This is a genomic window from Rhodococcus sp. 66b (assembly GCF_002076325.1).
Lineage (GTDB): Bacteria > Actinomycetota > Actinomycetes > Mycobacteriales > Mycobacteriaceae > Rhodococcus_F > Rhodococcus_F erythropolis.
In genome coordinates this window covers 69,394-90,105 of record NZ_MUZB01000021.1, presented here as the reverse complement: position 1 = coordinate 90,105, position 20,712 = coordinate 69,394, and the positions used below count along the sequence as shown (strand labels likewise).

Here is a 20,712-nt window from a genome sequence, read left to right as displayed (position 1 = left end):
GCGGCCTGCAACATGGTGCCCATCGCTCCGTCGCCGATGACAACGCGCTGTTTCAGCGCATCAAGCAGGGCAGAGTTAAATGGGGCAGACATGCCGTCCAGAGTAGTGGGCGCACCGACAAGCTCTGGCCGTAGGCTGGGTGGGTGAGTCCAAGTGAGTTCCCCGTCACTCCCGACGGCCCGGTCGATTTCGACGATTCGGCGGCCTTCGAGAGCCCTGACGGCTTTGCCGTCGACAGCAGCGACCGCCTCGAGGGCGACATCCCTGTCCTACGTGATCCCATCCTCGTTGCAGCTTTCGAGGGCTGGAACGACGCCGGTGACGCAGCCAGCGGTGCGGTCGAACATCTCGAGCTGATCTGGGATGCCCAGCCGCTCGCCGAACTCGATTCCGAGGACTACTACGACTACCAGGTCAACCGTCCCACGGTCCGTCAGGTCGACGGTGTCACTCGCGAAATCGTTTGGCCGGCAACACGTTTGTCGGTCTGTTCGCCTCCAGGCAGTGAGAGCGACATCGTCCTTCTTCGCGGGATCGAACCCAACATGCGGTGGCGCAGTTTCTGCGAGGATCTGCTCGAGTTGATCGACCAACTGAACGTCAAGACCGTGGTCATCCTCGGAGCCCTGCTCGCCGATACTCCGCACACCCGCCCGGTGCCGGTCACGGGCACGGCGTACAGCAGCGAATCCGCGGCACGATTCAACCTCGAACAGACCCGATACGAAGGCCCGACAGGCATCACCGGAGTTCTTCAGGATGAGTGCGTTCGTGCTGGTGTACCCGCTATTTCGTTCTGGGCAGCGGTTCCGCACTACGTCTCGCAGCCACCCAACCCGAAGGCCACAGTGGCCCTCCTTCAACGAGTCGAGGATGTTCTCGACATCGAGGTCCCCCTCGGTGAACTCCCAGCTCAGTCGGAGGATTGGGAGGAAGCGGTCAACGAAATGACCGCGGACGACGAGGAAATCGGCGAATACGTGCGCACCCTGGAAGAGCGCGGAGACGCCGAAACCGACATCAGCGAAGCAATCTCCAAGATCGACGGCGACGCCATCGCGGCGGAATTCGAGCGCTACCTCAGACGGCGAGGCCCCGGCAGCTTCGGACTGTGAGCAAGAACACTCCAGAAGAAGGTGGAAGTACGCAGCGCCCACTGCGCCTCCGGCTTCAACTGATCGCGCTGTACGCCGGCGGGTTCCTCGGCCCGTTCGGCGGCGGCGTGGTTGCTTCGATCCTCCCCGAGATCGGTGACGATCTGGGGGTCGGACCGTCGGCGGCCGCCTCCTCCCTCACCGCGTACCTGCTCCCCTTCGCCGCTCTGATGTTGGTGTCGGGGACGCTCGGGACACGGTGGGGCAAGGTCCGGACGGTGCGGATCGCATACGGCGTCTACGTCTTCGCGTCGTTGGCATGCTTCCTCGCCCCGACACTCGAGATCTTCCTGGCCGCCCGGGTACTGCAGGGATCCGCGAACGCATTCACCACGCCGCTGCTGCTTGCTTCGTTGGCGGCCGCAACTCCGCAGGCTCGATTGGGTCGAGCCCTTGGCGCCTTCGGCGCATTCCAGGCTGCAGGGCAGTCGTCGGCTCCGTTGATCGGCGGACTGGCGGCCGAATTCGACTGGCGTCTGGCCTTTCTCGTCATCGCAGTGGTCGCGGGCATCCTGGGAGCCGTCGGACTCCCGAAGTCCGAAGCACCGGCAGCGACCACTCCCGCCCGTCTCCGCGATGCATTACGCCCCGAAGTGCTCCGCATCGGTATCGCTGCATTGCTCGGCTGGGGCGCCCTCGGTGGACTGAGCTTCCTGCTCGCCTTCCGCTTCGAAGACGAGTTCGGGCTGTCCCCCACCGTCCGCGGCCTACTGCTCACCGTCTTCGGCGTGGCCGGCATCCTCTCGGCCCGGCGCATCGGAATCCTCATCGATCGCATCGGCGCACGCTCCTCCGTGATGATCGGTGCACTGGGCGGAGCAGTTCTGGTCTCCGTCGTCGGCCTTGCCGGCTTGGTGCCGGTGATCGCGATCGCATGGTTTGTCGCAGGTGTCGCGAGCCAGTTCGTCCTTGTCGGCGTCAACGCGGCGGTGCTCGGATCCGCGGGGCCCAATCGCGGCGGCGCCGTGTCGGTCGTCCAAGCGATGCGCTTCGGCGGCGCCGCTCTTGCTCCCCTGGCCCTGACACCGATTTACGACTCTTCGCCTGCCGCGAGCTTCCTGATCCCCGCATTATTGCTCGCCGTCGTCGCTCCCCTGATCATGCCGAAGCAACGCTGATCGGTCTCGGCAGTTTCGAATTTGAAGTTGTGTAGGTAGTGAGTTTGTCGGCGAAAGCGACCACCGTTGTTGCGAGGCTGTCAGGGCGAACATTATTCGGTAAATCCTGTGTTTCCGTCGTCGACAGATATTGATACCATTGGAACATGAGCGAATCTGAGTCGGAACCGGAACGGCCGATCGACATTTTTCGGCGATCGGTTGCCGTCATCGAAGAAAATTTGCCTCCTACCTGGTCTTTGTCGACGCAGCGCTCCCCTGACCTGTCCGAGGCTCCACTCCGACTCGACCTCCGCTCCCCTGACGGCTCGGTGGCCAAATTCGGCGTCTACGCCGCTCACGGTGTCCTGAGCAGCGACGTTCCCGGTATCGCCGATCGCTTCCCCACCGGTCAGCCCGGCTTCGTGTGCGCAAAATATCTCTCCGAGCCGGTCCGCCGGCAGCTCGATTCCCACGCGATCTCGTACGCAGACGCCACGGGCAATGTGTCGTTGACCGCTGATCGACCCGCCGTCTGGGTGCGTGGACGCGGAGCCGACGCCGATCCGTGGCGGGGGCCCGGACGTCCTTCCGGACAACTGACGGGCGATCCGTCAGCTCGGGTCGTGCGTGCGCTTGCCGATTTCGCGGCGCCGCTGGCGATCACTGCCTTGGTGCGCCTGGCCGGTGCGTCGACGGGAGCAACCTATCGGGTGGTTCAGACACTGTCGGATCGTGAACTGGTGACCAGGCTCCCCCGCGGCGGGATCGGTGACGTCCGCTGGCCGAAGATGCTTCGTGAATGGGCGGCCGAAGCCGGCGCCAAAGCGCCGACGCCTCACGGCTTTCACGCGCCGGACGGGTTGGAAGCACTATTCGATCAACTGCGTCAGCTCAGCGGTCACATCTACGCCGGTACCGCATCGATAGCGGCGGCACCCTTTGCTCGGTACGCGCCCACTCGACGTGCCCACTTCCATGCCGACAACGTCGATCAGTTCGCCGACGCTCTCGGACTACGGCGTGTGGAATCCGGCGGTGACGTGTGGATCACCGCTCCCCTCTCACCGTCTGCCTTCGACCGATTGCTCACCCGCGACGGCATCCGCATCGTCGCCCCCAGCCAAGCGTTCGCCGATCTGCTGGTCGGCCCGGACTCCGACGAGGCGGCGGCCGAGCACCTGCTCACATGGATGATCCAGAACGAATCGCAGTGGCGACGCGCCGCATCCCCTGCTACGGATCGCCCGTAGGAAAAAGAGGGGGCGTCTCTCGCCTACCCTGTCATGGTGGAAGAAACGAGTGCGCCCGATTACGCCGCGTACGCCGACACCAATCGACTGAAGCTGTTTTCGTTCACGATCGCGGAAAAACGGGCCGAGTACCTCTGGGTACTTCGTGCCTTCGACCATGCTCGCGCCAACTACACCGTCCTGCTGCATGCCGGAGCCGTCGCGCAAATCCTCGAGAAGATCGGTGGATCAGATCCGGCGGCCGATCTGTCGGCAGCAGAGGTCTCTCCCCTGTTGGATCAGCTCCATGTGTGGGAGATCCTCGAGCGCAGCTACGACGGCACCCGCGCGGCCACGCTGGCCGAGTACCGCAATCGCCACTTCGTCTACCAGTTCGGTCAGGCCGGATACCAGGTCTATCGATCAGTCGAAGACGTTCTCGCCGCACGCCTGGACTCGGCCTCGCTCTCGCGCCTCGCTCTGCCGGACCTGCTCGCAGACATGTCCGAACTCGCCGAGGCCAACCGAAGCTCCGACGGCGACCTGATCTTCCGCAAGCTCAAGCGCCTCGACTCGACGCTCTCCGACATGGCCGATCGAGCCGCGCACTTCTATCTGACCCTCGGCGACCTCGTACGGACCACGGAGATCACTCCGCAGGCTTTCCTCACGCACAAGGACGCTCTGCTCACGCACATGCGGGAGTTCAGCTCCGATCTGGCGCGCTACGCCCCCAAGCTCAAGGAAGCGATCGAGCACGTCGAATCCACCGGGGTCGATCGCATGATCCGCCTCGCCGCCGCCAGTGACGAACGGGTGTTCGTCCCGATCACCGAACGCGAAGACGACTGGGCTGCGCGTTGGCGAGGATTGACCGCCTGGTTCGTCTCCGCGGAATCGGGGATCAGCGAGTCCGAGCGTCTACGTGAGGGCACGATGAGCGCGATCGCCGCGGTTCTGGCGCTCCTTCGCCGCGTCACGGAAACCCGTCGCGGCGGCGTCAGCCGCGAGAGCCAGCTCCGGCACCTCGCCGGCTGGTTCGCCGCCACGCCGTCCGAAGACGCAGCTCATGCTCTGTTCCAGGCAGTGTTCGACCTCGGCCGTCCACGCCACCTCTCGATGGTGCATCCGGACGCCGACATCATTTCTCACTCACGTTCGTGGTGGGAGGCACCGCCGGTCGAGATCGCGCGAACACTCGCCGAAACCGGTCGCCCGCCCTCACCAGGATTGCCGAGCAAGGTCGCCCGCAACGACGGCAGCATCCGCCGCCTACGCGAAGAGCAGTTGGCAGCGCAACGTACGCGCAGCGCTGCGGCGCAATCACTCGCGTCCAACGGCGTCTATCAGCGTGAACTCAACGAGCAGGAGACCGAAGTTTTGCTGAGTCTGCTCAATGCAGCACTGACCGCGCGTGTTCCGGTGGTGGGACGCGTCAAGAGTTCCACCGGTAGTGAGAACGGGGTGAAGCTGACGCTCAGTCCCTCGGACGGTTCGACCACCATCAAGACCGCCCGCGGGCGTATGCACCTCGACGGCATCGAGGTCAGTGTTCGATGAGAGCTCGCGAGATCACGCCCCTTGCCCTCGACTCGTATCAACGCGCGGCGCGAGTGATCCTGTCCAACCACCTGATCACCTCGACGTACCCGGATCGAATTGCGTTGCCGCTCTTGCGCCGTTGGGCCACCGAGCTGCGTGACGACCTACTCGAACTGTTCGGCTACCGCCTCGAGGTGACGGAGACCACCGCGCGCCTGTTCACGGTGTCGGATCGACTCAACCCGTCGGCACCGGCCCGAACTGCCTCCGAGCGAACCTTCGATCGCACGCGTTACGCCTACCTGGCACTGTGCCTGGCCGCGTTGGGCCGCGCCGGGAACCAGATCACGTTGTCGGAGTTGGCCGATCACGTCGCGGCCGACGCTGCACAAGTCGACGGCGTCGAACTCTCCACCGATCGTGCGTCGGACCGCGACGCCTTCGTCGACGCAGTGGGCTGGCTCGGCGTCAGAGGCGCCATCGCACTCGCCGACGGTGACGCAAACGGCTGGGCGTCCAATCCCGAAGCGGGAGAAGCGCTCTACGACATCGACCGTTCCGTCGTCGTAGCCCTGTTCCGTCCGCCGCGCGCCCTGCAACACCTGCACTCCATCCGCGGACTCCTGGCCACGGAGACCTCGAGCGCTGCCGAGGACGACGGAATTCCGGTGGACGCGAAAGAGATCGGACGCCGAGTGCGTCGGGCTCTGGTCGAGCGGCCGGTCGTACTGGCGGGTGAACTCGATCAGCACGAATTGATCGCCTTGGCGCAGCCCAAGACCGCGTCGGAAGTCGAACTACTGACGGGGTTGGTGGCCGAGCGTCGCGCCGAGGGAATCGCGATGATCGATCCCACCGGTCGCCTCTCCGACGTCCGCTTCCCGAGCACCGGAACTATCGCCCAGGTAGCTCTACTCCTCGCCGGCGAGATTGCCGACCGCGTACTCGACGTCGACGCTCCGGAGCTGCCGAAACTTCCGATCCCGCACGTGTCGGACGATCACCTGATCGAACAACTCGATGCCGCCATCCCGGAGGCCGGGATCTTCGAGGACCTCGCCGACGAGGACGACGACTTCGTGTTGCCTGCCGGCGAACCGGCCGAGCCCCCGGAACCCGTCACGTACCCGATGATCGACGACGACTGGCTCGCCGACAAGGTCACCGAGTTGGTGGACCAGTTCGGACGCACGTTCGCAGCGCAATGGCAGGCCGACCACAACGGGCTGCGCAAGCAGGCGCTCGGGTTGCTGCAACGTCTGCGCCTGACGCATGCGGTCGACGGCGGCGTACTGGTGTTGCCCGTCCTTGCCCGGTACCGCGACGTCGTGGTCTCCGTACGCGAACGCGATCCTCAGATCGACTTCGCGGTAGACAACTCCGCACCGGATCCGGTCGACGAATTCGGCCCCGAATCTTCCACCAACGGCGAACTATCAGAGGTAGAGAACGTATGAGCAACGCCCGCTTCCGACCTACTCGGGCTGGAATCATCAACCTCTGGGATTACCGAGACCAGGAGTTCTCGTTCGCCGACGGTCGACTGGTCCTACGAGGGCCAAACGGATCCGGTAAGACCAAGGCCCTCGAGGTCTTGTTCCCGTTCGTTTTCGACGGCCGCATCGAACCGCGGCGCCTCAACCCCTTCGCCGGTGAAGAGCGCACGATGAAGTCCAACCTTCTCTACCGGGGCCAGGACAGCGCGCACTCCTACGTGTGGATGGAGTTCTGCCGCGGCTCCCTCGAAGATCCCGAGTCGGTGACCGTGGGAATCGGCATGCGGGCAACCCGCACCAACGACAAGGTCACCCGCTGGTACTTCGTCGCCGACGGCCGCGTCGGAGTCGACTTCTCGCTGATCGGCAACGACGATCGTCCTCTCACCAAGAAGCAGTTGGCCGAACAACTCGGCAGCGATTCCATCACCGACCGTCCCCTCGACTACCGCACCGCGATCGACGCGCGAATGTTCGGTCTCGGAGTGCAGCGCTACGACCAGCTGATCAATCTCATTCTCACGCTTCGCCGTCCCCAGCTCGCGAAGAACCTTGATCCGAAGGGCCTTTCGCAAGCGCTCACCGACGGCCTCCGTCCACTCGACGACCAACTCGTCCTCGAAGCTGCGCGTTCGTTCAGCGATATGGAAGAGGTCGGCCGCGCGCTCGAGGGGCTCGCAGCCGCCGATCAGGCAGCGCAGAGTTTCATCGGCGTCTACACCAAGTACCTGCGTCAGCAGTCTCGCGGAGAGATCGAACAGGTCAGCACCCGCCTCGCAGCAGTCACCAGAGGCGTTGCCGCCATGGACGAGTCGTCGCTCGCCCAGACCCGCAGCCGTGAAGCCCGGGCAGCAGCCGAGGAGCGCTTCAACCAGGCCGAGCAGGCACTCGAGAACGCGCGCGCCAATGTCGAGGCGTTGCAACGCTCGAGCGCCTACGAAGGCAAACAGCAACTCGACGATCTCGCCCAGGCCGTCTCGACGCTCAAGCTCTCGACCGAGCAACAGGCAGACAAGTCGAGGAAGGCGCAGGCTGCACTCGCGCAACGCGGCGACGAAGCCGACAAGGCTGCATCGTCGGTCAAGCGTGCAGCCGAGGCACTCTCGCGCGCCGAGGACGAACTGCAGGCAGCCGCCGAGGACGCCGGCATCGTCTGGACTCCCCTGCCCGACGGCTCACGCAGCGACCAGATCACCGCAGCAGTGCGTGGCCATGCCGAGGAACGTGACGGCGACGTACGCGTGGTCCGCACTGCGCTCGCGACCGTCGAGAAGGCCGCTACCGAACGAACCCGGGCCGAAAACAGCTCGCGCCGTGGACAAGAGCTGCTCGAAGCGTCCAAGGCCGCTGTGCTCGAGGGCGAAGCTGCCGTGGAACTCGCACGCAGTCAGTGCGCCAGTGGGCTGCGCGCGTGGTGGACCGATCACTCTTCCTTGTTCTCAGCTGTCGGCGCCGACACGTCGCTGTTCGAGGCTCTCGACGCGGCGCTCGCCGAAGTCGGCGACGAGGACGCTCCGGCGCTGTCCGCAGTTCTCACCGAGCACACCGAGGCAGGCACCGAGACGCTGCGCGAGCGACGTCGTGAGGCCGAAGCTGAAATATCTGCATCACACGCCTCCATCGCAGCTCTGAAATCCGAGCGCAAGGCCGTCTCGGCGGAACACGACGACGCTCCGCCGGCCTTCCACGCACGCACCGACAACCGCAGTGATCTGGGTGGGGCACCGCTGTGGCAGCTGGTGCGCTTCGCCGATTCCGTCGAACCAGACGTGGCCACGGGAATCGAATCCGCACTCCAGGCGGCAAATCTGCTGGACGGCTGGGTCTGCCCCGACGAGACGATTCCCGATCACGTCAGTGAGCAGTTCCTGACCGCTCTGCCGGTCAAACAGCGCCCGAAGGGACGAACGCTGGCCGACGTCCTCGAGGTCGAAGGCAATGCCGACGTACCCGACGCTCGGGTACAGGACATTCTCGCGTCGATCAGTCTCGTCGAGGCACCGGGCGACTCCGATGCCAGCGTCGCGATCGGCGTCGACGGGCGCTTCTGGCAGGGCGTCGCGCGTGGCCGGCACGTCAAGGCCGACGCCGAGTACATCGGCACGACAGCGCGGGCGCGTCGACGCGAAGCTCGGATCACCGAGATCGACGCGGCTCTGGAAGAACTTGCCGCGGCAGTCGATGCAGCCAAGGCACTGGTGACGCAGACCAACGAGCAGCTGAGCCGAATCAACTCTGCGGCAAAGGAATTGCCGAAGACAGGATCGATCCTCCGCGCACTCAAAACCGTCACCGAATCCGCCGGTGCACTCCGCACTCGCTCGGAGGCCACGGAAACGGCACAACGCGAACTCGATGCGGCGATCGCCGATCTCGCGGCGAAGGAAAAGCAACTCCGGGCGACGGCGTCGCAGCACCGGACCCCGCACGTCGGCCGTGAACTCGACTCCCTCGCGGCGGCGATCCGTCATTTCGAGAAGCAGGGCGAACTGGCGCTGCGCTGCCGACGCGAACATGCCAAGGAAGTCGAACTCGAACGCGAGTCTCGCGACCGTCTCGACGAATCACGCGCCAATGCGGAGGAATTCGCCGAAGAGGCCGCCATCGCCGAGGAGAGTCTGCTTCAGCAGGTCCAGCGCCTCGAGACACTGCGCGACACCCTCGGGGCCAGCGCCGAGCAGATCGACCTCGACCTGGCAAAAGCCCGCGCGAAGATCGAAGAATGCAAGGTCGAACAGCGTGCTGCGCGAAAGGCGTACGACGCTGCGGTCCTCCAGATCGGCACGGCAGAGGGTGCGTACAACACCGCCGTCGAGACGTTGCGTCACACCCTGACCGAAACCCGCAGTGATGCAGAGCGACTCGCACCCTATGCTCGCCCGGACCTTCTCGAGTTGTTGGGCGTCAAGGAACATCTGAGCTGGCCGGCAAGTTCAGCGGCGTGGATGAGCCCCGATCAGTTGGTCTACCGCATCCAGAACGAAGACCGCAGCGAGGACGCCGCCCACCCGCCCGTCCTCCCCGAAGACGTCGACAAGTTGTACCGAGCGCTCGAGGCTGCGACCTCGGCGGTACGCGTCACCGACGGTGCCCGCAAGGCAACCCGCACGGCACTGACCTCGGCGTTGCAGGACTTCGACGCCCAACTCGCGGCGGCCGGACAGGACTACCGCCTGCAGTGGGATGCACCGGACGGACTGACCGTCGTACGAGTGCAGGACGATCAGGGCTATTCGTCGATCGGTGAATTCGCAACGCGGATCCACGATGCTCGCGGCGATCAGGAGCAGTTGCTCACCGAATCCGAGCGTCGCATTCTCGAAGATGCCCTGCTGACCGGATTGGCTCAGCAGATCCACGAGCGCACGGTCGACGCACGCGTGTTGATCGCACAGATGGGCACAGAGATGCGTGAGCGTCGGATGTCCTCGGGCAACACCATCGGCGTTCACTGGGTGCTCGCCGACAACCTCGACGACAGCTCGCGAGCGATCTCCAAGCTGCTGGATCGAGATGCGTCGGCCCTCGGCGTCGATGAACTCGCTACTCTGCGAGCTCATTTCGCGACCCAGATCCGTACTGCCCGTGCGGCGCACCCCGAACGCTCGTACCCGGAAATCCTGTCCTCGGCGCTCGACTACAGGCAGTGGCGCGTGTTCTCGTTCACCCTCATCAGCGGTGAGGGCAAGGAAGACCGCCTTACCGTCGCGCGGCACAGCGCGCTGTCCGGTGGCGAGCAGTCGGTTTCGCTGCACCTTCCTTTGTTCGCCGCGGCGCACGTCATGCTGGACTCGGCCGACCCGCACGCCCCGCGTCTGCTGGCACTGGACGAGGCCTTCGCCGGTGTCGACGACAACGGACGCAGCGAGCTGCTCGGCTTGAGCGTTCAGTTCGACCTGGATCTCTTCATGACCGGCTACGACCTGTGGATCACGTACGCAGACGTCCCCGGCTGTGCGCACTACGACCTCGCGCACTCCACGGCCGAACAAGCTGTCAGCGCCGCGCTGCTGGTGTGGTCGAACGGTGAGCTGCTCGCCGAGCACGACGGAACGGATCTGGCGCGGGCATTGGGCTCGCCGCTACGGCGCCGGGTGCCGACACCAGCCGAAGGTGCGTTGGACTACGCCTAGAAACTGCTGTGCGCCTTTATTAACCGCCCGCGGTTAATAAAGGCGCACAGCAGGGGTTCAGCGAAGCGAAATACCCAGTAGGGCGTCGACGGCATCGGCGAACTCGCCGGGTGCCTGCGTGTCGGATCCGCCGCCCTCGATGGCGCGGCGTGCCCAACCGTCGAGCGCGTCGAGCGCCTTCGGAGTGTCGAGATCGTCGGCCAAATGCTGACGCAAACGCGCAACAGTGTCGGTGGCTGACGGCGCGGAATCGAGAGCCGCTGCCTCGCGCCATACCTTCAGACGCGACTGAGCATCCTCGAGGACCTGATCGGTCCACGCGCGATCCTGGCGGTAGTGGCCGGAGAGCAATCCGAGACGAATTGCTGCGGGATCGACCCCTTCACCGCGCAGTTTCGAGACGAAGACGAGGTTTCCGCGACTCTTCGACATCTTCTCGCCGTCGAGGCCGATCATGCCGGTGTGCACGTAGTGCCGCGCAAAACGGCGATCACCCGTTGCCGATTCGGCATGTGCTGCCGAGAACTCGTGGTGCGGGAAGATCAGGTCGCTGCCACCGCCCTGGACGTCGAAGCCGGAGCCGATGCGGTTGAGCGCAATGGCCGCGCACTCGATGTGCCAACCGGGGCGCCCCGGCCCGAAGGGTGAGGGCCACGAAGGCTCGCCCGGACGCTCCGCCCGCCAGACGAGAGCGTCGAGCGGATTGCGCTTTCCGACGCGATCGGGATCTCCGCCGCGTTCGGCAAAGAACTTCTCCATCGTCGCGCGGTCGTAGCCCGACTCGTAGCCGAACTGCTCGGTCGCGTCGGCGCGGAAGTAGACGTCGGGGAACTCCGCGTCGTCGACGATGTACGCGGCGCCGGACGCCACGAATTTCTCCACCAACTCGACTACTTCGTTCACCGATTCGACGGCGCCGATGTAGTCCTTCGGCGGAAGCACGCGCAGCGCTTCCATGTCCTCCCGGAAGAGCGCGGTCTCACGCATGCCGAGGACGATCCAGTCCTCGCCGTCGCGATTAGCCCGCTCGAACAGCGGGTCGTCCACGTCGGTCACGTTCTGGACGTAGTGGACGTCGTGTCCGGCGTCGCGCCAGATGCGGTTCACGAGGTCGAACGTGAGGTAGGTGGCCGCGTGACCGAGGTGGGTGGCGTCGTACGGGGTGATGCCGCAGACGTACATCGTCGCCTTCTTGCCCGGGGTGACGGGGCGAACCTGACGGTCGGCTGTGTCGTACAGCCGCAACGGCGGCCCCTGACCGGGAACGGACGGGAGTGCGGTATCGGACCAAGACTGCATGCTGCCGAGCCTAGTGGAGACTGCTCTGAGGCTGGGAAGGTGCTGGCTGATCCTGCTCCGGTTCGGGCGTCGACGCGAGCTTGCTCGGCCACCAGATCTTCTGACCGATGTCGTAGGTCAGGGCCGGGACCAGCAAGGATCGGACGATCAGAGCGTCGAGCAGGACACCGAACGCCACGATGAACGCGATCTGCGCGAGGAACAACAGCGGGATCACCGCCAACGCCGAGAAGGTTGCTGCCAGAACAACTCCGGCAGAGGTGATCACCCCGCCGGTCACGGTGAGTCCCCGCAGCGCACCCGCCCGAGTGCCGATCTTCAGCGCTTCCTCACGCACCCTCGTCATGAGGAAGATGTTGTAGTCGATTCCCAGAGCCACCAGGAACACGAACGCAAACAGCGGGACCACCGGATCCGCGCCGGGGAACCCGAAGACGTGGTCGAACACCAGCGACGAAATGCCCAGTGTCGCAGCAAACGAGAGCACAACGGTGCCCATGAGAAGCAGCGGTGCGAGAAGCGAACGCAGCAACAGGGAGAGAATCACGAACACCACGATGATCACCACGGGAATGATGAGTGTTCGGTCCCGTGTCGAGGTGGTCTTCGTGTCGAGGTCGGTCGCAGTGACGCCACCGACCAACGCGTCGGCACCATCCACGGAGTGAACTGCATCACGTAGTCGCACGATGGTGTCTTCGGCCTCGAGTGAGTCGGCAGCGTCAGTCAACGTCGCCTGCAGGGAGACTCGTCCGTCGACAACCAGTGGGGCTCCCCCGTTCTGCACGACGCTCACGTCGCTGACGCCCTCCACGCGACTGGCTGCCGCGACGGCGTCCACCTGATCCGCATTCGCGATGACCACGGCCGGGGAACCCGAACCCGCGTCGAAGTGCTCGCCGAGAATCTCCTGGCCTGCAACCGAATCGACGTCGAGCAAGAAGATGTCGGACGAAGAGACACCGCTGGCTTTGAACTGCGGCATCATCAGCGCGAAGATCACAAGCACCAGCGTCGACGCCACCCAGAAGCGGCGCGGGTGCCGTCCGATTCGAGCAGCGAGCCCGGCCCAGAACCGGTGATCGTTCGCCTCGTCGTGGTGCTCGCGGTCGGCGTCGAACTTCGGCTTGGTCGGCCAGTACGCAGTCCGCCCGAACAGAACGAGGACAGCGGGTAGGAACGTCATCGATGCGAGGAAGGACGCGGCGATACCGATGGCGGCCACCGGACCGAGTCCGCGGTTCGAGTTCAGGTCGGAGAGCAACAGGCACAGAACGCCCGCGATGACCGTTCCGGCAGACGCCGCGACGGGTTCGAGCGTCGCGCGCCACGCAGTCCGCATTGCTGCGTACTTGTCCTTCTCGATCCGCAATTCTTCCCGGTAGCGAGAGACCAGAAGCAGCGCGTAGTCGGTGGCGGCACCGAACACGAGGATGAACAGGATGCCCTGGCTCTGACCGTTCAGTGCGATGACGTCCGCGTCGGCGAGCAGATACACGAGCAAGCTCGACAATCCGAGTGCGAAGATCGCCGAAAAGATCACCACGAACGGCAGGATCGGACTCCGGTAGACGATGATCAGGATCAGGATCACGACGGATCCGGCTACCAACAACAGCAGTCCGTCGATACCGGCGAATGCTGCCGACAGATCCGCAACCTGCCCAGCGGGGCCGGTGACCTTGACTGTCAGTCCGTCAGGGCTCGACTCCAGCGCCGCGCGCAGCGCTTTCACGCTGTCCTTGACCTCGAGGGTGCTGTCGACCGGCAGGAACATCTGCAACGCCTGGCCGTCGGCCGACGGGATCGGCGGCGATGACGCGTCACCGAATCCCTCGGTACCGACAAACGAATCGACGGTCTGGGACAGGAAGGTGGAGTCGGTGGGCTCGAGGCCACCTGGTCGTTCCGCCACGACGATGGCCGGCACGAAGCGGGTGTCCGTGAAGCTCTCTTGAAGCTTTGCCACCTCGGTGGCTTCGGCCGACGCCGGCAGGAACGACGTGTTGTCGTTCTGCTGCACGGTGCTGAGCTTTCCGGCGAACGGGCCGCCGAATCCTCCGATTGCCAGCCAGCCGATCACGAGGAGAGCTGGCACAATCCATCGAAGGCGACGAACAGGACGATTTTGTACTGGTGTGCTCACTGGGTCTCCAGGGATCGGCAGCAGAGAGGACTTGCCGACTATTTTGTTCAGCATGCTGAGTAATTGCAAACGGAAGGCAAAAACATGAGCAGCGACGGCCTGGACGACTGGCCAACCGGCCGGCTGTTGTCCACCGCTGCGCGCCTGGTAGAGCACTCGTGGGAGAAGGTTCTGCGGTCTCAGGACATGACGCACGCGGGCCTGATCGTGCTCCACTCGATCGCCGGTGGGGCGGCGTCTCAACGCGACATCGCGAAGAACGCCCGCGTCACCGATCAGACGATGAGCCGCACGATCGACCGTCTCGAACGAGCGGGTTACGTCACGCGTGACACCGATCCGCGGGACGAGCGTCGGCGCGTGATCGCGATAACCGACGCCGGAAGACTGACGTACGAGCGACTACTGACGCTCGAGAAGGAAGATGCGGCGTTGACCGTCGGCGTCGGGGACGTCGCCGCGCTGCGCGAACAACTACTGCGATTGGTTCGCTCACCCGGATTGAAGACGGCAACTCGCGAACAGCAGGAAACGTCTCGAGACTAGAAAGCCGGCCAGGGAATCGTTCGATGGCCGTTCGGTTCGGGCATCACGGCCGACTCTGCGAACTGCATCGCCCGGACCGCCAAGGCCACGATTTCCTCTTCCGTGATCAGTTCGGACAACTCGTCCCCGAGATCTCCATCGAGCGTTGTCGCGAATTCGGCGACGTCGGCGATCAAGGCACCGGGTACGGGCTGCCCCGCCCACCCCCACAACACGGTCCGCAGCTTGTTCTCCGAGTGAAGACAGATTCCGTGATCAACGCCGTACACCGAGCCGTCGACGCCTTCGAGGGCGTGACCACCTTTGCGGTCGGCGTTGTTGATGAGGACGTCCAGAACGGCCATTCGCTGCAGCCGTGGATCGTCCGCATGGATCAGAGAGACTGGTTCACCCTCCGAGTCGAAGGCCTGCAGGACCTCGAACCACCCTGGCGGAACATTGCCCGGACTGCACAGGTCGACCATCTCGAGTCCGCCGGATCCATCCGCGCGGCGATCGACGGTGTCAATCCAACGCTGCACCATGCCTGGCCCGAAAGGACCGTCCCGCAACACTGTTCGCGGAATCACTCCCCAGCCCAGCGCCTCGGACACGCGGTACGACGCAACCTCACGCCCGGCCAGAGTGCCGTCCGGGAAATCCCACAGTGGGCGTTCACCCCGCACCGGTTTGTAGACCACACGGGTGGACTGCTCCCCCAGAGTCGACTCGCACACCAGCGTGGCGTTGCTTGCCGTGGTGATCTGGCCGATCAGGGTCAGATCACCCTCGAGCAGAACGTCCGGCACACCAGGTTCGGACACGACGTCAGACCTCGTCGTCGTCTGCGTCGATCGCAAAACCGAAGGACTCGCCGCGCCGGTATCCGTTGGTTCGGATGCACACGTGCCCCTCGGGCGCCAGCGGCTCACCACACAGAGGGCATGGCGCGCGTCCCGCCGCGATGACGCGTTCGGATCGGAGCGAGAATTCGCGCGCTTGCTCCGGGGTCAGGAACACACGGACCGCATCCGGACCGTCGTCGGCGTCGTCGAGGACAACCGATTCGTCGAACTCCGTCTCGCTGACGGCAAGCAACTCCACGACGACCGCACCGGCATCGGCGTCCCAACCGAGCCCCATCGTGCCGACCCGGAACTCCGCGTCGAGCGGTGTGACCAGCGGGCTGAGATCGGAGACATCGTCGGCCTGCGGCGGAACCTCGGTTCCGAAGCGTCGATGTACCTCTTCGAGGAGAAGGCCCATGCGATCGGCGAGGACCTGAACCTGCTGCTTCTCGAGCAGCACACTCACCACCCGTGAATCGTGCACGGCTTGGAGATAGAAAGACCTGTCACCGGGCTCGCCCACCGTTCCTGCGACAAATCGGTCAGGAGTGCGAAATACGTGAATCGCGCGCGACATTGCACCTCCTCGAGTTCGAGCAGAACATCACTGAATACCCATTATCCGTCACAGCTCACGCACCGACCTCTCCGCCGGGTACGGACTCCTGCGCGGGAGCCGAACCGTTGGTCGCGGTCTTCGCTGCACTGATCGCTGCGAGCACGTCTCCGGTGTCGTTGACTCGAAGAACGAACGGCAGTGTGGCCGTGTAGCGAATCACGCTGACCGAGGCCGGCTCGGCGACGATCCGCTGGAACGAGTCGAGGTGCATCGCAAACGCGTCGGCGAGAACCGATTTGATGACGTCACCGTGTGTGCAGGCGATCCAGACGACGTCCTTGCCGTGTTCTTCGGCCAGCCGTGCATCGTGCTCTCGGATCGCGGCAACGGCTCGCGCCTGTACCTGGGCCAGCCCTTCACCGCCGGGAAAGACCGCACCGGAAGCATGGCGCTGCACCACTTTCCAGAGCGGTTCTTCCAAGAGTTCCTTCAGCGGGCGACCCGTCCAGTCGCCGTAATCGACCTCGATCAGGCGATCCTCGACCACCGGCGTCAGACCACGGTCGACGGCAATGGGGCCGACCGTCTGCTCGCACCGCAACAGCGGCGAGCGGACGATCTCCGCGATGTCCAGACCGACCAGCCGATCGACGACGCCTTCGGCCTGTTTCCGGCCGTGGTCGTCGAGTTCCACACCCGGCGTTCGACCGGCCAGGGTATGGGCAGTGTTGGACGTCGACCGCCCGTGCCGCAGTAGGACAACTGTCATTCCACAACCCTAATGGGGCGGTGGCCGCACGGACGGGTGGTCGACGTCGAAACGGGCTCTATGTCGCGGACACGACCCCTGTGGCCAGCAGCGCAAGGACGACTACGCCGAGAGCGATTCTGTATCCCACGAACCAGTACATGGAGTGATCGACAACAAATCGAAGCAGCCAGGCGATCGCTGCGTAACCGACCGCGAAGGCGATGACGGTTGCCACCAGCAACTGCGGACCGCTCGCGTTCAGACCCTCACCGGCCGGCTCGAAGGCATCCGGGAGGCTGAACAAACCGGAGGCGAGAACCGCCGGGATCGCCAGCAGGAACGAGTAACGAGCTGCGGCCTCACGGGTGAGTCCGAGGAAAAGACCGGCACTGATCGTGCCACCCGAACGTGAGACACCCGGGATGAGCGCTAGCGCCTGAGCCGAACCCATGATGATGCCGTCGCGCGCTGTGAGCGATTCGATCGGGCGCGTCTTGCGTCCGTAGTACTCGGCAGCGGCGATGACGAGCGCGAACACGATCAACATCGTGGCAATCAGCCACAGATTGCGTGCGCCGGTACGGATCTGGTCTTTGAACAGAAACCCGAGGATGCCGACCGGAATGGTACCGATGATGACGTACCAGCCCATCCGGTAATCGAGATCGCCCCGGTGCTCGGCATTGAACACACCCCGGAACCAGGCAGTGATGATCCTCACGATGTCGCGCGCGAAGTAGATCAACACAGCCAGTTCGGTGCCGAGCTGCGTCACCGCGGTGAACGACGCACCGGCGTCACTGCCGAAGAATATCTCCGACACGATTCGCAAATGTCCGGACGACGAGATGGGCAAGAACTCGGTCAATCCCTGCACGAGGCCCAGGATCACGGCCTGGAGCCAGGTCATCGCTTCGCCCATCACTCACCGATCCCGGCTGATTCGAATGGGGTTACTGCACACAGGTTTCGTGTGTCGGGTTCACGTTTCACCGGCGCCACGCTACCGGGGCCCACGACGCCGCGCCGCGCCCGGCACGTCCGTGTCCGAATACCCCGACTCGAGGCGAGCGCCTACTAGTCTGCACGTGGTGAGATCTCTCGGGTGCCGCACTTGCGCACACGAGTCGGGCGCGAGATGCAGGCGGTTATGAAGCACAGATCTGTCGGAACGAGCGGACTTCGGGTCTCGCGACTTGGGCTCGGCACACTGACATGGGGACGCGACACGGACGGCGACGAGGCTGCGGCGCAGCTGCTCGCCTTCGCCGAGGCCGGCGGAACCTTGGTCGACACCTCGCCCGCATACGGCGCCGGTGCGGCGCAACGGATCCTCGCCGAGTTGCTCGACGACGTCGTTCCACGTGACGAACTCATCATCAGCTCGAGCGCCGGCATCGATCCCACTCCGATCGGCACCGACCGCGTCGACTGCTCGCGGCGCGGATTGCTCCGCCAGCTCGACGCGACTCTTCGTGAACTCGGAACCGACTTCCTCGACATGTGGCAGGTCGCAACCTGGGATCCGCTCACGCCCGTCGACGAGGTTGCAGCAACCCTCGACTACGCGGTCTCGAGCGGCAAGGTGCGGTATGTGGGCGTGCGCGGCTACCTCGGCTGGCAGCTCGCGACGGCCGTCGGAGCCGGTGGCGCAACAACACTCGCCGCGACGCAGGCCGAGTACTCGTTGCTCGCGCGCGGCGTCGAGGAAGAATTGTTCGCAGCGGCGGCCCACCACGGCGTCGGAGTGTTCGCCGCAGTACCCCTGGCGGGCGGTGTTCTGACCGGCAAGTACCGCGACGGCATTCCCGTCGATTCCCGCGGCGCCGACGAAGCACATTCGCAAGATGTACAGAGCTATCTGACCGATTCCTCGATCCGGGTGGTCGACGCAGTCGTTACCGCCGCCGACGGTCTGGGTACTTCCCCACTGGCGGTGGCACTGGCCTGGGCGCGCGATCGCGCCGGGGTGGCCAGCGCCGTCGTCGGCACGCGGGATCTCGCCCAGTTGACAGGAGTACTGGCAACCGAAGAATTGGAACTTCCGAAAGCGATTGCCGCGGCTCTCGACGATGTGAGCGCTTGATCTGTCCCGCTGATCGAAATACCGAAGGTATCGTGTTGGCGAGGGCAGGCTAACCTAGTAGGCAACGCTTGACTACAGCCTCAGGAGAATCAATGACCACGCTCGACGTAGACAGCCTTTCCGCAGACGCAGGCCCCGCCTTCTCCGAACGAATCAAGACCGAGACGGACGCAGCACACCGCGAGACGGAGCAGTCGCGATTCGTAGGCGCGCTTCTCGGCGGTGAGCTGACCACGGCTGGCTACGCCGCTCTTCTGGGACAGACGTACCTCGTCTACACGAGCCTCGAAGAGGCCGGCCGCACACACGCCGACAACGAGTTGGTCGCTCCGTTCCTGTCCGAGGATCTGTTGCGGGTGGCTTCGCTCGAAGCCGATCTCGAGTTCCTAGGCGGACCGAACTGGCGCGACGAACTCGTGGCCTTGCCTGCAACCGAGCGTTACATCGCCCGCCTGAAGGAGGTGGCGTTCGACTGGCCCGCCGGCTTCGTCGCACATCACTACCTGCGATACATGGGTGACCTCTCGGGCGGACAGATCATCCGCCGGATGCTCGAGCGCGCCTACGGATTCGAGACCGACGGACTTCGCTTCTACATCTTCGAAGGCATCCCCAAGCCGAAGCCTTTCAAGGACGACTACCGCTCGAATCTGGATGCGCTGCAGATTCCGGCCGAAGAACAGCAGCGTTTCATCGACGAGGTGAATCTGGCGTACCGCCTCAACGGTGACCTGTTCGCCGATCTCGAAGGCGACATCGAGAGCTACCTCGTCAAATGATGAAGCGCTTGGCCGCGGCGGCACTGGTCGCAGCAGCCGGTTTCGGTCTGGTGGCTTGCGGATCCAGCGACAATTCCACGACATCTCAGGGTGCCCGGACCGTGGTACTCGAAGATTCCAGCCCGGTTCCCGTGTCCGACAACCCGACCGCGACGTTGCCCGTGACGGTGAAGAGCTTCGACGGCGTCGACGTGACCATCACCGACAACAGCCGGATCGTTGCGGCCGACCGCTACGGGACGCTCGCAACGACAACGGTGGCGCTCGGCCTCGGTGACAACCTTGTCGGCCGCGACACCGCAGCCAAGTTCCCCGCGGTCGCGGACGTACCGGTTGTCACGGTCGGCGGCCAATCGCTCAATACCGAAGCCATCCTCGATTTGAATCCCACCGTGGTTCTCACTGACACGAGCATCGGGCCCAAGAGCGTCCAGGATCAGTTGCGCGCCGCCGGTGTTCCCGTGGTGTTCTTCGACCCGACCCGAACCCTCGAAGGTGTGCCGGGGCAGATCCAAGCAGTCGCCGACGCGCTCGGCGTTCCGGCCCAGGGCGCAGCGCTGATCGATCGAACCGAATCGGAGATCGCTGCTGCGCGCGATCTGGTTCCCAACGACGGCGATCCACTGAAGATCGCGTTCCTCTACATGCGCGGATCGGCCATCACCATGATCGGCGGTGCAGGTTCGGGTGCCGATTCCTTGATCGAGGCCCTCGGCGCCACAGATGCGGGTACCGCCTCGGGCATCACACAACAGTTCGTACCCATCACCAGCGAAGCGCTCATCGCCGCAGCGCCTGACGCCCTGCTGATGATGACGGACGGATTGGCATCGATCGGCGGAATCGACGGCCTCGAAAAGGTCCCTGGCATCGCTCAGACGCCGGCCGGAAAGAACAAACGAGTAGTCGACATGGAGGACGGTGTCCTGCTCAGCTTCGGGCCGAACACCGGACGCGTCATGGCGGCACTCGCCGAAGCGATCTACGAGCCCGGTGGATCGTGAGCAAAGATTTGTGAGTGCTGATTCGTGAGTACAGAAACAGGTAGTTCCGAAGCAGGTAAGT

At 64.5% G+C, this 20,712-nt stretch carries 16 protein-coding genes; 10 read left to right on the top strand and 6 right to left on the bottom strand.

Annotation, left to right across the window (positions count from 1 at the left end; all coding sequences use genetic code 11):
* Positions 1-260: 260 nt before the first annotated feature.
* The 6 genes from B0E55_RS28815 to B0E55_RS28785 all read left to right on the top strand — a co-directional run bounded on the left by B0E55_RS28815 (position 261) and on the right by B0E55_RS28785 (position 10,654).
* Positions 261-1,115, top strand: a complete 855-nt coding sequence (locus B0E55_RS28815) for a PAC2 family protein (protein ID WP_223257810.1) — start codon at positions 261-263, stop codon at positions 1,113-1,115.
* The gene (locus B0E55_RS28810) at positions 1,112-2,272 is read left to right on the top strand and encodes an MFS transporter (RefSeq protein WP_020969675.1); all 1,161 of its coding nucleotides are present in this window, start codon (positions 1,112-1,114) and stop codon (positions 2,270-2,272) included. The genes B0E55_RS28815 and B0E55_RS28810 overlap by 4 nt, the downstream gene beginning before the upstream one ends.
* Before the next feature lie 146 nt (positions 2,273-2,418).
* The gene (locus B0E55_RS28800; protein ID WP_080910960.1) at positions 2,419-3,504 is read left to right on the top strand and encodes a hypothetical protein; all 1,086 of its coding nucleotides are present in this window, start codon (positions 2,419-2,421) and stop codon (positions 3,502-3,504) included.
* Between the two features lie 33 nt (positions 3,505-3,537).
* Positions 3,538-5,043 (top strand): TIGR02677 family protein, encoded by a 1,506-nt coding sequence (locus tag B0E55_RS28795; RefSeq protein ID WP_080910959.1) that lies wholly within the window; start codon positions 3,538-3,540, stop codon positions 5,041-5,043.
* Positions 5,040-6,482, top strand: coding sequence for a TIGR02678 family protein (locus B0E55_RS28790; RefSeq protein ID WP_021344333.1), 1,443 nt, complete (start codon positions 5,040-5,042; stop codon positions 6,480-6,482). Before B0E55_RS28795 ends, B0E55_RS28790 begins: the two co-directional genes overlap by 4 nt.
* Positions 6,479-10,654 (top strand): TIGR02680 family protein, encoded by a 4,176-nt coding sequence (locus tag B0E55_RS28785; RefSeq protein ID WP_046378586.1) that lies wholly within the window; start codon positions 6,479-6,481, stop codon positions 10,652-10,654. Before B0E55_RS28790 ends, B0E55_RS28785 begins: the two co-directional genes overlap by 4 nt.
* A 57-nt stretch (positions 10,655-10,711) precedes the next feature.
* On the opposite strand, the gene mshC is transcribed toward B0E55_RS28785, so the two are convergent.
* Entirely contained in the window at positions 10,712-11,953 is a 1,242-nt protein-coding gene (mshC, locus tag B0E55_RS28780; RefSeq protein ID WP_020969678.1) for a cysteine--1-D-myo-inosityl 2-amino-2-deoxy-alpha-D-glucopyranoside ligase, read from the bottom strand.
* A gap of 10 nt (positions 11,954-11,963) precedes the next feature.
* Entirely contained in the window at positions 11,964-14,153 is a 2,190-nt protein-coding gene (locus B0E55_RS28775) for an MMPL family transporter (RefSeq protein WP_019748535.1), read from the bottom strand.
* A 30-nt stretch (positions 14,154-14,183) separates the two neighbouring features.
* Here B0E55_RS28775 and B0E55_RS28770 point away from each other — a divergent pair, with 30 nt between their 5' ends.
* On the top strand, positions 14,184-14,645 hold the full coding sequence (locus tag B0E55_RS28770; RefSeq protein ID WP_003946187.1) for a MarR family winged helix-turn-helix transcriptional regulator: 462 nt from the start codon (positions 14,184-14,186) through the stop codon (positions 14,643-14,645).
* Here the strand turns inward: B0E55_RS28770 and B0E55_RS28765 are convergent.
* Genes B0E55_RS28765 through B0E55_RS28750 form a run of 4 tightly spaced genes read right to left on the bottom strand, consistent with a single transcriptional unit; the run spans position 14,642 to position 17,704 of the window.
* Positions 14,642-15,448 (bottom strand): SCO1664 family protein, encoded by an 807-nt coding sequence (locus tag B0E55_RS28765; RefSeq protein ID WP_003946172.1) that lies wholly within the window; start codon positions 15,446-15,448, stop codon positions 14,642-14,644. The genes B0E55_RS28770 and B0E55_RS28765 overlap by 4 nt on opposite strands.
* A gap of 4 nt (positions 15,449-15,452) precedes the next feature.
* On the bottom strand, positions 15,453-16,049 hold the full coding sequence (locus B0E55_RS28760; protein WP_080910958.1) for a DUF3090 domain-containing protein: 597 nt from the start codon (positions 16,047-16,049) through the stop codon (positions 15,453-15,455).
* A 55-nt stretch (positions 16,050-16,104) separates the two neighbouring features.
* A complete protein-coding gene (locus tag B0E55_RS28755; protein ID WP_019748538.1) occupies positions 16,105-16,800 on the bottom strand; it encodes a histidine phosphatase family protein in 696 nt (231 codons plus the stop codon).
* 58 nt (positions 16,801-16,858) lie between these two features.
* Complete coding sequence (locus B0E55_RS28750; protein ID WP_019748539.1) at positions 16,859-17,704, bottom strand: undecaprenyl-diphosphate phosphatase; 846 nt, start codon at positions 17,702-17,704, stop codon at positions 16,859-16,861.
* 228 nt (positions 17,705-17,932) lie between these two features.
* Between B0E55_RS28750 and B0E55_RS28745 the strand changes: the two genes are divergently transcribed.
* From B0E55_RS28745 to B0E55_RS28735, 3 genes are all read left to right on the top strand, one after another.
* Positions 17,933-18,868: an aldo/keto reductase gene (locus tag B0E55_RS28745; RefSeq protein WP_003946175.1), complete on the top strand. Its 936-nt coding sequence runs from the start codon at positions 17,933-17,935 to the stop codon at positions 18,866-18,868.
* Between the two features lie 92 nt (positions 18,869-18,960).
* On the top strand, positions 18,961-19,647 hold the full coding sequence (locus B0E55_RS28740) for a biliverdin-producing heme oxygenase (protein WP_003946162.1): 687 nt from the start codon (positions 18,961-18,963) through the stop codon (positions 19,645-19,647).
* Positions 19,644-20,651, top strand: coding sequence for a heme/hemin ABC transporter substrate-binding protein (locus tag B0E55_RS28735; RefSeq protein ID WP_080910957.1), 1,008 nt, complete (start codon positions 19,644-19,646; stop codon positions 20,649-20,651). The genes B0E55_RS28740 and B0E55_RS28735 overlap by 4 nt, the downstream gene beginning before the upstream one ends.
* Positions 20,652-20,712: the final 61 nt, after the last annotated feature.